Below are 12459 nucleotides of genomic sequence, written 5' to 3' on the forward strand. Positions count from 1 at the left end.
CTTGGTTAACGCCCGGTTAGCGCCTGGTTAGCGCCCGGCGGATGCCCTGCCGGCATCCGCCGGGGCAGTGGCCCGCTGGTACGATGGCAGGCAGATTTGATGCGTTTTTTGACGGTTTTATGGAAAGGCCTTGATGACAGTCGTCCCCCTGCCGCTTGAGCAGAATCAGCACGCAGACACCCTGATCCACGGAGCCGACGGCGGTTCCGAGGTTCGCCGCTCGGTCCTTCCCGGTGGCGTCCGTGTGTTGACCGAGGCCATGCCCGGCCAGCGGTCGGCAACAATCGGTTTTTGGGTCGGAGTGGGTTCGCGAGACGAGGCCCCCGGGCAGCACGGCTCCACCCACTTCCTGGAACACCTGCTGTTCAAGGGCACCAAGCGCCGTACCGCCCTGGAAATCGCCTCGGCCTTCGACGAGGTGGGCGGGGAATCGAACGCGGCCACCGCGAAGGAGAGCACCTGCTACTTCGCCCGCGTGCTGGACAGCGATCTTCCCATGGCGATCGACGTCATCGCGGACATGATCACCGGCGCCGTCCTGGACCCGCAGGAGATGGAGCAGGAACGCGACGTCATCCTCGAAGAGATCGCGATGGACAGCGACGACCCCACCGATGTCGCGCATGAACACTTTGTGTCCGCCGTCCTGGGCTCTCACCCCCTCGGCCGCCCCATCGGCGGCACGCCGGCCGCCATCCGGGCCGTGGCGCGCGACTCCGTGTGGGACCACTACCGCCGCTACTACCGTCCCGACGAACTCGTGGTCACCGCAGCCGGCGGCCTGGACCACGACGTCGTCTGCGGGCTTGTGGTGGATGCCCTGCACACCGCGGGGTGGAACCTTGAGCCCGCTGCCGCGCCCGTGCAGCGCCGATCCACCGACCGTGCCTCGATCACCGGCACGGCCGGCCTGCATGTAGTGAAACGCCCGGTGGAGCAGGCCAACATCATCATGGGCTGCCCATCGCTGGTCGCAACCGACGACCGCCGCTTTGTCATGAGCGTGCTCAACGCCGTCCTCGGCGGCGGCATGTCTTCGCGGCTCTTCCAGGAGGTCCGCGAGAAGCGCGGCCTGGTCTACTCGACCTACTCCTTCGCCTCTTCCTACGCCGACGCAGGCTACTTCGGCATGTACGCCGGCTGCACGCCATCGAAGGTCCGGCAGGTCATCGGGCTGCTGGGCGCCGAACTGGACAAGCTGGCCGCGGACGGCATCTCCGACGAGGAGCTCCGCAAGGCCGAGGGGCAGCTGTGTGGCGGAATCGTACTGGCGCTTGAGGACACCGGTTCACGGATGTCCCGGCTGGGCCGCGCGGAGCTGGTGTCCGGCGAGTACCAGGACATCGACGAAACCCTGCGCCAGATCAAGGCCGTCACCACCTCGGAGGTCCAGCAGCTCGCCCGTGAGCTCGCGGCAGCCCCTCGGACCATCACGGTGGTCGGCCCCTTCGAGGAAACCGAGACCTTTGGGCTCTAGGTAATTCCCGGGCCGGTTTTCACCGCATCTTTACAGCGCGGCACGCGCGGCGTGATGATAAGGGCGGGGTCACTCGGGAGGAACTCCGCATGGGAGGAACTGTGGACCGGCCACTGCCGGGCAGTGCAGTCGAGGCGCTTGAAGTTTTTCTGGGCCGGTGGACGGGGACCACGCACTGGGAGGCAACCGCGTGGGGTCCTGCGCGCAGCGCGGACACTGAGATCATCTTTTCCCGGGCCGCAGCCGGGCTGGCCGTCACCCACAGCTACCGGAACACGGATGCGGACGGGACCCGTTCCGAAGGCCACGGTGCCTTCACCATGGACCCGGACCACCCGGACACCATGTGGTATCACGTCAACAGCATGGGACTGCCGCCCGAGGCTCCAGCGCGCGCCAGCCTGGAGGGTGGAACGCTGACCGTGGAACGGCGCAGCGACCGCGGCACGGCACGGCACACTTTCCGGGTGGACGACGGCGAACTGACACACGCGGCCGGTCTTCGCCTGGGCAAGGCGAGCGACTTCACGCCCTTCATGACCAGCGTGTGCCGGCGGGTGGCCGAGGGCGCCTCCATCCCGGCTTAAGCCCGCGCCCGGCCTAAGCCCGCGCCCTCAGGTTTCGGCCTCGAGGATCCGGGTCTTCGGAGCCCCTTGAAGCGCCGGGGCGACATCGGCGGAATTCCAGACCTTCGCCTGGAGATTGGCCAATAGGGCTTCCGCCTGCCCGCGCTGTTCGAAATCCAACTCGACCACTACATAGAGCGGGTCGTCCACCGGGCGGCTGATCCGGTACGCCGTGACCCCGGACGCCGCGCGGTTCACCGGGTCGCGGTCGAAGGCCGCTTTCCACATGCCGAAGTCCTTGATCCCATGCTCGATCTGCAGTGTGAACATGCCGCTCTCCTCATTGATGTTTGTCGCACGTCGCGGGGATGTTCCACACTCTAGGACCGGTCTGGCCCACGCGATAGCCCAGGAGCCCGGGAACCGCCGTCCTCGATTCACACCCCCGGGCTGCGCCTACCCGCCGGCGAACGGCGGCAGCACGTCCACGACGTCGGCCGGCTTGAGCGCCGCGGCGTGGTCGTGCACGGCGACTTCGTTGAGCAGGAAGCTGGAGCGGGACAGGATGCGGGCCAGCGGCGGCGTGCCGGCCGGCGGTTCGGGGCGCTCGACGGCGAGGATCGCCTCGAGCAGCGAGGCGAGCGTGTCGCCGTCGTCGAGGTCGAAGCGTTCTTCATCCACGCCGGCAGCAGCGCGCGCGGCAGCGAAGTAGCGTACGTTCACGAAAAAGTCAGCCTCCGATGGCGCTCATGCTGCGGTCCGGCTGGACGAAGTCCGGGGCGTCGAGTCCCACGTGGTCCATGCCGTGGGCCTTGGGCTTGATCCACATGGCATCCTGCCAGCGTTCGGCGAGCTGTTCGTCGTTTGCGCCCTCGCGCAGCAGGCCCAGCAGGTCCACTTCCTCATGCGAGAACAGGCAGCTCATGATCTTGCCTTCGGCCGTGATGCGCGTCCGGCGACAGTCCGAGCAGAACGGCTCCGTAACGGAAGCAATGATGCCCACGGTGCCGAGAACGGGGCCGGTGGTCCGGCCGGTGCCGGGAACGCGGGCCCGGACTTCGAACCGTTCCGCGGGGGCGCCGTCGCGGTCCCGCGAGTCGGAACTGAGCACATAGTCAGCGGAGAGCAGTTCGCGGATCTCCGCGGCGGTGATCATGTTCCGTCGGGTCCAGCCGTGGTCCGCGTCGAGCGGCATTTGCTCGATGAAGCGCAATTCATAGCCGCGGTCCAGGGCCCAAGCCAGCAGGGCCGGGGACTCGGCGTCGTTGATCCCGCGCATGAGCACAGCGTTGAGCTTGACCGGGCCCAGGCCCGCAGCCCATGCGGCGTCGACGCCGGCGAGGACCTTGTCCAGGAAGGGGCGGCGGGTCAGCTTCGCGAAGGTTTCCTCATGCAGGGAGTCCAGCGAGACGTTGATCCTGGTCAAGCCCGCGGCTTTGAGTCCGGCGGCCTTCTTGTCCAGCCCGACGCCGTTGGTGGTCATCGAGATCGGCAGCTCCGGGTGGGCCTGGCGGAGCGCGGCGATGATGTCCAGCAAGTCCGCGCGCACCAGCGGCTCGCCGCCGGTCAGCCGCAGTTCACGCACGCCGAGCATGTCGACGCCGATCCGCACGATCCGCACGATCTCCTCCGCGGACATGACTGCCTGCTTCGACAGCCATTCCAGGCCCTCGGCCGGCATGCAGTACGTGCAGCGCAGATTGCACTTGTCCGTCAGAGAAAGGCGCATGTCCGTGGCACGGCGGCCGTACCGATCGATCAGCCCGGCGGGCAGGCCCTCGGGGCGCCCGGACAGTGCGGCCGCCGCAGCTTCGCCCGTTCCGGGACTGCCTGCCGTGCGGGGCTGGGGCATACCCAGTTGAACTGTCATAGTGTCAGGCTACGCCACGTCACCGCCGACTTCACAGCCGCATGACGGCGGGGATATTACGTATTTGGGACGGATGTCCCACGGGGGTTCGGAGGCCTGCCCGCGGCGGGACCGCGAACCTATGCTGGAATTGTGAACAAGACCCAGCCGGCCCCGGACGCAACGGATCACCGGCGCATCCTGCTCGTCGAGGACGAGCCGACCATCGCCGGAGTGGTCCGCGACTACCTCGTCCAGGCGGGCTTCCAGGTGGACCTCGCCGCCGACGGCTTCACGGCCCTGCGCCTCGCAGCCGAACGCCAGCCGGACCTGGTGCTCCTGGACCGGATGTTGCCGGGCCTGGACGGCGTGGAAGTCTGCCGCCGGCTCCGGGCGACGCGCAGCGTCCCGGTCATCATGCTGACGGCTCTCGGAACGGAGGACGACCGGATCCTGGGCCTTGAAGCCGGTGCGGACGACTACGTCACCAAGCCGTTCTCGCCCCGCGAGCTGGTCCTGCGGGTCCGCTCGGTCCTGCGCAGGAGCGTCCCGGAATTCAGCCCGGAGCCCTCGGTCGAGGTGGGCGGCTTTGACCTCAGCCCGGCCGCGCGCACGGTTTCACGCAATGGCAGGCCGCTGGCCCTGACGGCCCGTGAGTTCGATCTGCTGGCCTTCATGCTCCGCCGGCCCCGGCAGGTCTTCAGCCGCGAAGAACTGATGAAGGCCGTCTGGGGCTGGGACTACGGTGACCTGTCCACGGTCACGGTCCATGTGCGCCGGCTGCGGGAGAAGATCGAGGACGACCCCACCCGCCCCGCCGTCCTGAAAACGGTCTGGGGAGTGGGCTACCGGCTGGACCCCAGCGGCCCCAGCGGCCCCAGCGACCCCAGCGAATCCAGCGGGGGCAGCAACCCCAGCGACCCCAGAGACGAGGAAGGGTCCGCCGGTGCAGACCTCTGAACTGCTGACCATCATCGGCTGGGCCGTGGCCTGGGGAGCCGTGATCGGGGCCGCGTCACTGCTGGTCCTGAAACCGCTGCGCAGGGCATCCTTCGCGGTCCAGATCTGCGTGGTGGTGCTTGCCGCAGTGGCGGTCCTGACGGCCGGAATGGTCAGCGCATTCAACGCCATGTTCATATCGGCCCGGGATCTCGAAGTGATGTGGTACATTCTGGCTGTGGCCTCGGCGGTGGCTGTGGCCATCGCCCTGGTGCTGGGATCGCGGGTGTCGCGCAACGCCAAGGAACTGGCCGAGGCCGCCCGGAGCATCGGCCGCGGCGAGAGCCCCGGCATCCAGTCCACGGTGATGAGCCACGAACTTGCCGCCCTCGCCGCCGAGCTCGAATCCAGCAGCAGAATGCTGGAGGCCTCCCGGCAACGGGAGGCCGCCGTCGAGAACGCCCGCCGCGAACTCGTCAGCTGGATTTCGCACGACCTCCGGACTCCGCTGGCGAGCATGCGCGCCATGGCCGAGGCCCTGGAAGACGGCATGGCGGCGGATGTTCCCGGCTATTACCGCAAGATCATCGCGCAGACCGACCTGATGGCCGGCATGGTCAATGACCTCCTGGAGCTCTCGAAAATCCATGCCGGAACGATGCGGCTCAAGGCCGAGCCGCTGGACCTGTACGACCTCGCCAGTGACGCCATTGCCGACCTCGCCGCGCTGGCGGAGCAGCACGGCATTACGCTCGACGGCGGCGGGCGGCGGGAAAGCCTGGCCCTCGCAGATGGTCCCTCGATGGGGCGCGCCATCCGGAATGTGGTGCTCAACGCCATTGTCCACAGCGCACCCGGCTCCCATGTCACGGTGGAAGTCGGCCGGGAAGGGGACCGGGCGGTCGTCGCGGTCACCGACGGCTGCGGCGGAATCCCGGAAGCGGACCTCCCGCATGTGTTCGAGACCGGCTGGCAGAAGGACCCGGCCCGGAGGCGGGCCGGGCGTTGGGCCGCCCCGGACGGCGGGATTGGGGTTGGCGGGACTGGGCCGGACAGATCTGGGGTGCCCGGGCCGGATGAGCCTGCTGGCGCCATGCGCTACAGCGGGGCCGGGCTGGGCCTGAGCATTGTCGCCGGAATCGTCAGTGCCCATCAGGGCACCGTCACAGTGGAAAACGTCGACGGCGGATGCAGGTTCTCGCTGTTGCTCCCCGGCCAGGTGTCAGCGGAGCAGAGCTCCGACGAACAGGGATCCGCTGAGCACCTGGCAGCTGGACAATCTTCCGACGTGCCGGCAACCGGGGGAGTGCCGGGCAGGATTTCGCGTGGCCCGGTGGACGAAAACATGCGGGCAGGACGGACACAGTGAACAGCGGCGTTGGGTTTGACGGGCAGGGACATGAAATGGACGAGACACTCGCTGGCAACGAACAGCCACGGACGGGATCGCAGGCGCAGGGGGCAGCGACCGGGCAACCCCGTACTCCCGAATCGGCGACCCCGGAATCGGCGAACCCGGAATCGATGGCCCCCGCACTGCGAACCCTCGAACCGAGCCCCCAGCAATGGGAAGCCCGGCAACGGCAGGCCGGGCGACGGCGCGACCTGTGGGCCGCCGCGGCCGGGCTGGTGGCTGTGGGGACCGCGGTGGTGCTCGGTGAGCTCGCGGCCAGCCTGGTGAGCCCCACGGTTTCCCCGGTGACCGCCGTTGGCGGGGCCGTGATCGATACCGTTCCGCCGGGCGTCAAAGAATGGGTTATCTCCGTGTTCGGCACGGCTGACAAACTGGCACTCCTGGGCGGGATGGCGCTGGTCATCGCCGCCCTCGCGGCCCTGTCCGGGGTCCTTGAAGTGCGGCGCCGTTTCGCCGGGGTGATTCTCATCGCGGTGTTTGGTGCGGTGGGCCTTGTGGCTGTGTTGAGCCGGGCCGACCTGACCGCGAACGCCATCCCAGTCCCGGTGCTCGTGGCGCTCGTGGGAATCGCGCTGCTGCGGTGGCTCATCCGGAAGCTGTTGGAGTGGCAACCACCGGAGGCCACAGCCCCGGCGGCGCCCGCCGAGGAGGGTATGGGGCGTGGAACCACGCCGCAGGCACCCACGCCCCCGGCGGAGGACGCAGCTAATGAAACCGGGCCTGCCCGGCGCCGTTTCCTGGTGGCCCTCGGCGGGACCGCCGCGGTTGCCGCCGTCGCCGGCGTGCTCGCCTCCACCCTCCGGGGAGCGGCCGCCGTCGTCAGCGACGTGCGCAGCAAGCTGGTCCTCCCGGCGCCCGCTGCTCCGGAGCCGCCCGTACCGGCCGGTGCCGAGATCCGGCTGGCCGGCCTGAGCCCGCTCGTGACGCCGAACAGGGAATTTTACAGAATCGACACCGCCCTGCGCGTCCCGCTGGTGGACCCGGATACATGGACGCTGAAGGTCACGGGCCTGGTGGAACGCGAGATCGAGCTCGACTTTGCCACCCTCCTGGCCAAACCCATGACAGAACGCCACGTGACCATTGCCTGCGTCTCCAACGAGGTGGGCGGGGACCTGATCGGCAATGCCCGCTGGCTCGGCTGGCCGGTTCGCGAACTTCTCGCCATGGCCGGCCCCAAAGCCGGGGCGGACATGGTGCTGTCCCGCAGCACGGACGGCTGGACGGCGGGCACTCCGCTCGAGGCCCTCACCGATGGCCGGGACGCCCTGCTGGTCGTGGGAATGAACGGCGAGCCGCTCCCGCTCGAGCACGGGTTCCCGGTCCGTATGATCGTGCCCGGGCTGTACGGCTATGTCTCGGCCACGAAGTGGGTCACCGAGCTGAAGGTGACCCGCTACGCGTACGACGTCGCCTACTGGACGCCGCGCGGCTGGAGCGAACGGGGGCCCATCAAGACATCGTCCCGCATTGACGTGCCGCGCGACGGGGCAAGCGTGCAGGCCGGCACCGTCGTGTTCGGCGGCGTCGCGTGGGCCCAGCACACGGGCATCGGCAAGGTGGAATTGCGCGTCAACCGTGGCGATTGGCGCCAGGCCGAGCTCGCCCCGGGCATCTCCAAGGACACGTGGTACCAGTGGAAGCTGGCGCTTCCGCTGACGCCGGGCCGGTACGAGGTCCAGGTCCGGGCCACCGCACTGGACGGTGTGCCACAAGTGGAGGAGTCTGCGCCGGTCGCGCCGAACGGGGCCACCGGTTACCACACGGTTAGAGTTGACGTGAAGTCCTAGCGAGCCGAGCAAAGGTCAGGAAACGCATGCACAGCACCGAGACAATGCACGTCAGCGTGGAAGCACACCGGGACAAGGTGCGCGCCCTGCTGGCCCCGCTCCGCACCGAGGCACGGGTGGAGCGGCTCCCGCTGCTCGATGCCCTGGGCCGGGGACTGGCCGCCGACATCGTGGCGCCGCTGGATCTTCCCCCCTTTGCCAACTCGCAGATGGACGGCTTTGCGATCCGCAGCGCCGACGTGCCCGACGGCGGCGCGGAACTGCGCGTCGTCGCGCCCGTCCCCGCCGGTGCCTCACCGGCGGAGCTTGCCGCCGGCACGGCAGCCCCGATCATGACTGGCGCGATGATGCCGGCCGGGGCCGACGCCGTCGTTCCCATCGAACAGGCAGTGCCCGATTCCTTCCCCGCACCCGGAGAGCCCGCCACGGTCCGGCTGCCGGCGGCGGCAGCCGGAACATTTGTGCGCGACGCCGGCAGCGACATCCGCTCCGGCGAGCTCGCACTCGGCGCCGGGACCTTCCTCGGGCCGGCCCAGCTTGGACTGCTGGCGGCAATGGGCTACACGGAGGTGCCGGTCCGCCCGTCCCTTCGGGTTCTCCTGGTCACTACCGGCGACGAAGTGGTGGAACCGGGCAGCCCGCTGGGACCGGGCAAGATCTTTGACTCCAACAGCACGCTGCTCGAGTCCTCCATGCGCCAGGCCGGGCTCCAGGTCACCCGGACCGGCGTCTCCGCGGACCAGCCGGACGAGCTCGCCGATCTGCTGCGCCGCCATGGCCCAGCCGTGGACCTGATCGTCACAACCGGCGGCGTCAGCAAAGGCGCCTACGAGGTGGTCCGGCAGGCAATGGCGGGACACGACGTCGAGTTCGGCGCAGTGGCGATGCAGCCCGGCGGCCCGCAGGGAATCGGCAGCTTCGACGGTGTCCCTGTGCTGGGGTTCCCCGGCAATCCGGTGAGCTGCCTCGTGTCCTTCGAAATGTTCCTGCGCCCCGTCCTCACGGAGCTGATCGGCGCACCGGCGCTCCGGCCCTCCGTCCGCGCCCGTCTCGCCGAGCCGCTGACGTCCCCGCCGGGCAAGCACCAGGTGAGGCGCGGCACGCTGGCTCCCGACGGCACGGTCCGGCTGGAGGGCGGCGCGGGTTCGCACCTGGTCCATGCCCTGGCCCGTTCCAACGCGTTGGTCCACGTTCCCGAGGGGACAGGGATGCTCTCCGCGGGCGATGAAGTGGAAGTATGGATCCTGTGAATGAAGCAGAAAACGCTGACGCGGATGCCGCACCGGCGAATAATCCTGGCCTGACCCACCTCCGTCACGACGGCACGGCCCAGATGGTGGATGTGTCCAACAAGGCGCAGTCCACCCGGGAAGCAACGGCAACCGCGACCGTCCGCAGCACGGCCGAGGTCCTTTCCCTCCTCGGCGGCGGCGAGCTGCCCAAGGGCGACGCCCTGGCGGTGGCCCGCATCGCCGGGATCATGGCGGCCAAGAAAACGCCGGACCTCATCCCGCTGTGCCACCCGCTGCCGATCGCCAAGGTCACCATCGACTTTGAGCTCGACGCCGACTCCGTGACGGTGTTTGCCACGGTCAAGACCCGCGGTGTCACCGGGGTCGAGATGGAGGCACTGACGGCGGCGTCGGTCGCGGCACTGAGCGTGTACGACATGATCAAGGCCGTGGACAAACACGCGGTTCTGACTGACATCAAGGTGCTCGCCAAAAGCGGCGGCAAGAGCGGGGACTGGACCCTATGAACATGCCCGAACCGCACCGCCACGGCGAAGCCACCGGGCGGAAGGCCGGCGTCGTGATCGCCTCCACCCGGGCGGCCGCCGGTGTCTATGAGGACCTCACGGGTCCGGTCATCGTGGATTGGCTGACCGAACACGGCTTTGAACCCTATCCGGCCATGGTGGTCCCGGACGGCGCGCCCGTGGGGGCCGCGCTCCGTGCCCTGCTCAGCCAGCAGCCGGCCGTCATCATCACCAGCGGCGGGACAGGCCTGAGCCCCACGGACGCTACCCCTGAGCAGACCCTGCCCCTGCTGGACCGGGAAATCCCGGGCATCATGGAGGGCATCAGGACGGCAGGCATGGCCAAGACGCCGATGGCCATGCTCAGCCGGGGCCACGCGGGCGCGGCCGGGCAAACGTTCATCGTGAACCTGCCCGGATCCCCAAAGGGCGTGATGGATGGCCTGAGCGTGCTGGACCCCATTGTTGGACACCTCTGCGACCAGCTGGAAGGAAGCCATGGGCACTGACACTGGATTTGAAATCGTTCATGCCGTGCTGAGCGCCGAGCCCATTTCCGTGGAGCAGGCCATCGCGGCGGTCGAGTCGGACACCGCAGGAGCGGTGGTCAGCTTCAGCGGCGTCGTCCGCAACCACGACGGCGGCAAACAGGTTTCCCGGCTCAGCTACAGCGCCCACCCGACCGCGCACCAGGTGATGGCCGACGTCGTCGCCGGGCTCGTGGCGGAACACTCGGCCCCGGCGGTCCCCGCCAGCGAGCCCGCGTCCGACGTCGGCGCCAATGGCTCCGACGGCTCCGGCGAACACCCGCAGCAGCAGCCGGTGCGGATCTGGGCAGCCCACAGGATCGGCATGCTGGAGATCGGCGACCCGGCCCTGGTCTGCGCCGTCTCCGCAGCCCACCGCGGCCAGGCCTTCGCGGTGTGTGCCGAACTCGTGGACCGGATCAAGGCCCAGGTGCCGATCTGGAAGGAACAGTTCTTCACAGACGGCACCGTCGAATGGGTCGGCGCCGGGGAGTAGGCACGCGGCAGCGTTCGTTCGCCCCGGGACCCGCGGTGGGTCGCGGTGGGTCGCGGTGGCAGGCGGTCAGGAGGAAAGGACCCTGCGCCGGACCTCCGCGCGGTCGACCCCCAGCTCGTTCAGGAGCGAAGCCGCCGGATCGTGTTCGTCCCGGTCCAGCAGGGACAGCAGAAGATTCGCGGTGGTGATCTGTCGTGACTTCTGGGCAATGGCGTAGCGAAGCATGCCCTCCATTACCGACCGGGCCCCTGAGCTGAAGGGCGGCTTCTTCCCCCGGCTGGGCATGGTGGCGCGTTGAAATCCTTTGGCGTCTATTCCGATTGACGCGAGTGCGGTCTGGTCCAGCGCCGCCGACGCTGCCCTTGCCTCATCCAGCGTGACACCAAGAATGCCAGCCGGACCCGGATCGTGAAGCGCGCCCAGGAGCAGATGATCCGTACCCAGCCGCTTGTCGCCGCTGGAGCGTGCCTCTTCCATTGCAAAGCCAACAATCCTGCGGGTGTCGTCGGCGAATCGTTCAAACATCGTTGATCTCACTCTCGGTATTTTGCGTGGACGGACTGCCGTGAGACGCCCAGGGCGTCACCGATCTGCTCCCAGGTCCACCCCTGTTCTCGAGCTGCCCTTACCTGCGCTGCCTCGACCTGTTCCGCCAGGCGATGAAGGGCGCCGACCGCGCGTAGACCGACCGCGGGGTCAAGCGAATGAATGTGCGCGGACAGATCGTCAGGTTCCATGCCTGTCAGTTTAGATTGACAACGAAGGGTCGTCAATCCAGCCTGACAGCTTTGTTGGAGTCGACCAGCGCCGGAGTCGGGAGGGCCTGTAACCCACGGGCGCCGGTTCAGGAAGGCAACGGCGCCGGCGGTAGGGTTGATGGCATGACCGAACAACTCTCAGTCGCCGTGCTGGGCGCCAGCGGGCGCATGGGCGCCGAAGCCGTGAAAGCCATCGACGCCGCCGCGGACCTGACGCTCGTCGCAGCCCTTGGCCGCAACGACTCCCTGGACACGCTCGTCAGCTCCGGCGCGCAGATCGTGGTGGACCTGACCGTCCCCGAAAGCACCGAGGCGAACGTCCGGTTCGCCGTTGAGCACGGCATGCACGCCGTCGTCGGCACGACAGGCTGGGATGCCGACCGGCTCGCGGGGCTGGAGAAGCTCCTCGCCGGCAAGCCCGGCGTCGGCGTCCTCATCGCCCCGAATTTCGCCGTCGGCTCGGTCCTGGCCTCGGCCTTCGCCGCCAAGGCGTCCAAGTACTTCGACTCCGTTGAAATCATTGAACTGCACCACCCCGACAAGGTGGACGCCCCCTCCGGCACGGCCGTGCGCACGGCGCAGCTGATCTCGGCTGAGCGGACCGCCGCCGGGGTGCCCTCCAGTCCGGACGCCACCACCACGGAGCTCGCGGGTGCCCGGGGTTGCGACGTCGACGGCGTCCGGGTCCACAGCGTCCGGCTCCGCGGCCTCGTCGCGCACCAGGAAGTCCTGCTGGGCGGGCCGGGGGAGCAGCTGACCTTCCGCCACGACTCCTTCGACCGGGCCTCATTCATGCCTGGGGTGCTGCTCGGGATCCGAAACGTCACCGCGCACCCCGGTCTCACCCTGGGGCTCGACGGCTACCTGGACCTGGGGATCTGAGT

14 protein-coding genes are annotated in these 12459 nt (G+C 68.7%); 10 read left to right on the plus strand and 4 right to left on the minus strand.

The window, feature by feature from the left end:
* Positions 1–133: 133 nt before the first annotated feature.
* Positions 134–1477, plus strand: coding sequence for a M16 family metallopeptidase (locus tag ACFVTM_RS15700; RefSeq protein WP_390204478.1), 1344 nt, complete (start codon positions 134–136; stop codon positions 1475–1477).
* Positions 1478–1566: 89 nt separating this feature from the next.
* Positions 1567–2064, plus strand: a complete 498-nt coding sequence (locus ACFVTM_RS15705; RefSeq protein WP_390204479.1) for a DUF1579 domain-containing protein — start codon at positions 1567–1569, stop codon at positions 2062–2064.
* Positions 2065–2091: 27 nt separating this feature from the next.
* On the opposite strand, the gene ACFVTM_RS15710 is transcribed toward ACFVTM_RS15705, so the two are convergent.
* The 3 genes from ACFVTM_RS15710 to moaA form a co-directional block, all read right to left on the minus strand.
* Positions 2092–2373, minus strand: coding sequence for a hypothetical protein (locus ACFVTM_RS15710; RefSeq protein ID WP_390204481.1), 282 nt, complete (start codon positions 2371–2373; stop codon positions 2092–2094).
* A gap of 126 nt (positions 2374–2499) precedes the next feature.
* Complete coding sequence (locus ACFVTM_RS15715) at positions 2500–2766, minus strand: MoaD/ThiS family protein (RefSeq protein WP_390204483.1); 267 nt, start codon at positions 2764–2766, stop codon at positions 2500–2502.
* Positions 2767–2773: 7 nt separating this feature from the next.
* Entirely contained in the window at positions 2774–3913 is a 1140-nt protein-coding gene (gene moaA, locus ACFVTM_RS15720) for a GTP 3',8-cyclase MoaA (protein ID WP_390204485.1), read from the minus strand.
* A 132-nt stretch (positions 3914–4045) separates the two neighbouring features.
* Here moaA and ACFVTM_RS15725 point away from each other — a divergent pair, with 132 nt between their 5' ends.
* The 7 genes from ACFVTM_RS15725 to ACFVTM_RS15755 all read left to right on the plus strand — a co-directional run bounded on the left by ACFVTM_RS15725 (position 4046) and on the right by ACFVTM_RS15755 (position 10817).
* Positions 4046–4852: a response regulator transcription factor gene (locus tag ACFVTM_RS15725; RefSeq protein ID WP_390204486.1), complete on the plus strand. Its 807-nt coding sequence runs from the start codon at positions 4046–4048 to the stop codon at positions 4850–4852.
* Positions 4839–6200, plus strand: coding sequence for a sensor histidine kinase (locus tag ACFVTM_RS15730; RefSeq protein ID WP_390204487.1), 1362 nt, complete (start codon positions 4839–4841; stop codon positions 6198–6200). Before ACFVTM_RS15725 ends, ACFVTM_RS15730 begins: the two co-directional genes overlap by 14 nt.
* A gap of 155 nt (positions 6201–6355) precedes the next feature.
* The gene (locus ACFVTM_RS15735; RefSeq protein ID WP_390204601.1) at positions 6356–8035 is read left to right on the plus strand and encodes a molybdopterin-dependent oxidoreductase; all 1680 of its coding nucleotides are present in this window, start codon (positions 6356–6358) and stop codon (positions 8033–8035) included.
* Between the two features lie 26 nt (positions 8036–8061).
* On the plus strand, positions 8062–9285 hold the full coding sequence (gene glp, locus ACFVTM_RS15740; RefSeq protein WP_390204488.1) for a gephyrin-like molybdotransferase Glp: 1224 nt from the start codon (positions 8062–8064) through the stop codon (positions 9283–9285).
* On the plus strand, positions 9273–9794 hold the full coding sequence (moaC, locus tag ACFVTM_RS15745; protein ID WP_390204490.1) for a cyclic pyranopterin monophosphate synthase MoaC: 522 nt from the start codon (positions 9273–9275) through the stop codon (positions 9792–9794). The genes glp and moaC overlap by 13 nt, the downstream gene beginning before the upstream one ends.
* Positions 9791–10303 carry a MogA/MoaB family molybdenum cofactor biosynthesis protein gene (locus tag ACFVTM_RS15750; RefSeq protein WP_390204492.1) on the plus strand — a complete coding sequence of 171 codons (513 nt, stop codon included), beginning with the start codon at positions 9791–9793 and terminating at the stop codon, positions 10301–10303. Before moaC ends, ACFVTM_RS15750 begins: the two co-directional genes overlap by 4 nt.
* Complete coding sequence (locus ACFVTM_RS15755) at positions 10293–10817, plus strand: molybdenum cofactor biosynthesis protein MoaE (protein WP_390204494.1); 525 nt, start codon at positions 10293–10295, stop codon at positions 10815–10817. Before ACFVTM_RS15750 ends, ACFVTM_RS15755 begins: the two co-directional genes overlap by 11 nt.
* 66 nt (positions 10818–10883) lie before the next feature.
* On the opposite strand, the gene ACFVTM_RS15760 is transcribed toward ACFVTM_RS15755, so the two are convergent.
* On the minus strand, positions 10884–11342 hold the full coding sequence (locus tag ACFVTM_RS15760; protein WP_390204495.1) for a Clp protease N-terminal domain-containing protein: 459 nt from the start codon (positions 11340–11342) through the stop codon (positions 10884–10886).
* Between the two features lie 356 nt (positions 11343–11698).
* On the opposite strand from ACFVTM_RS15760, the gene dapB reads away from it, so the two are divergent.
* The gene (gene dapB, locus ACFVTM_RS15765) at positions 11699–12457 is read left to right on the plus strand and encodes a 4-hydroxy-tetrahydrodipicolinate reductase (RefSeq protein ID WP_390204496.1); all 759 of its coding nucleotides are present in this window, start codon (positions 11699–11701) and stop codon (positions 12455–12457) included.
* Positions 12458–12459 lie beyond the last annotated feature (2 nt).

It is taken from the genome of Arthrobacter sp. NPDC058130 (assembly GCF_042884475.1).
In the GTDB taxonomy this organism is placed as follows: Bacteria; Actinomycetota; Actinomycetes; order Actinomycetales; family Micrococcaceae; genus Arthrobacter.

Coding starts and splice junctions, on each gene's coding strand:
- ACFVTM_RS15700 (WP_390204478.1), top strand. CDS start 134: ATGACAGTCGTCCCCCTGCCGCTTGAGCAGAATCAGCACGCAGACACC.
- ACFVTM_RS15705 (WP_390204479.1), top strand. CDS start 1,567: ATGGGAGGAACTGTGGACCGGCCACTGCCGGGCAGTGCAGTCGAGGCG.
- ACFVTM_RS15710 (WP_390204481.1), bottom strand. CDS start 2,373: ATGTTCACACTGCAGATCGAGCATGGGATCAAGGACTTCGGCATGTGG.
- moaA (WP_390204485.1), bottom strand. CDS start 3,913: ATGACAGTTCAACTGGGTATGCCCCAGCCCCGCACGGCAGGCAGTCCC.
- ACFVTM_RS15735 (WP_390204601.1), top strand. CDS start 6,356: ATGGCCCCCGCACTGCGAACCCTCGAACCGAGCCCCCAGCAATGGGAA.
- glp (WP_390204488.1), top strand. CDS start 8,062: ATGCACAGCACCGAGACAATGCACGTCAGCGTGGAAGCACACCGGGAC.
- moaC (WP_390204490.1), top strand. CDS start 9,273: ATGGATCCTGTGAATGAAGCAGAAAACGCTGACGCGGATGCCGCACCG.
- ACFVTM_RS15750 (WP_390204492.1), top strand. CDS start 9,791: ATGAACATGCCCGAACCGCACCGCCACGGCGAAGCCACCGGGCGGAAG.
- ACFVTM_RS15755 (WP_390204494.1), top strand. CDS start 10,293: ATGGGCACTGACACTGGATTTGAAATCGTTCATGCCGTGCTGAGCGCC.
- ACFVTM_RS15760 (WP_390204495.1), bottom strand. CDS start 11,342: ATGTTTGAACGATTCGCCGACGACACCCGCAGGATTGTTGGCTTTGCA.
- dapB (WP_390204496.1), top strand. CDS start 11,699: ATGACCGAACAACTCTCAGTCGCCGTGCTGGGCGCCAGCGGGCGCATG.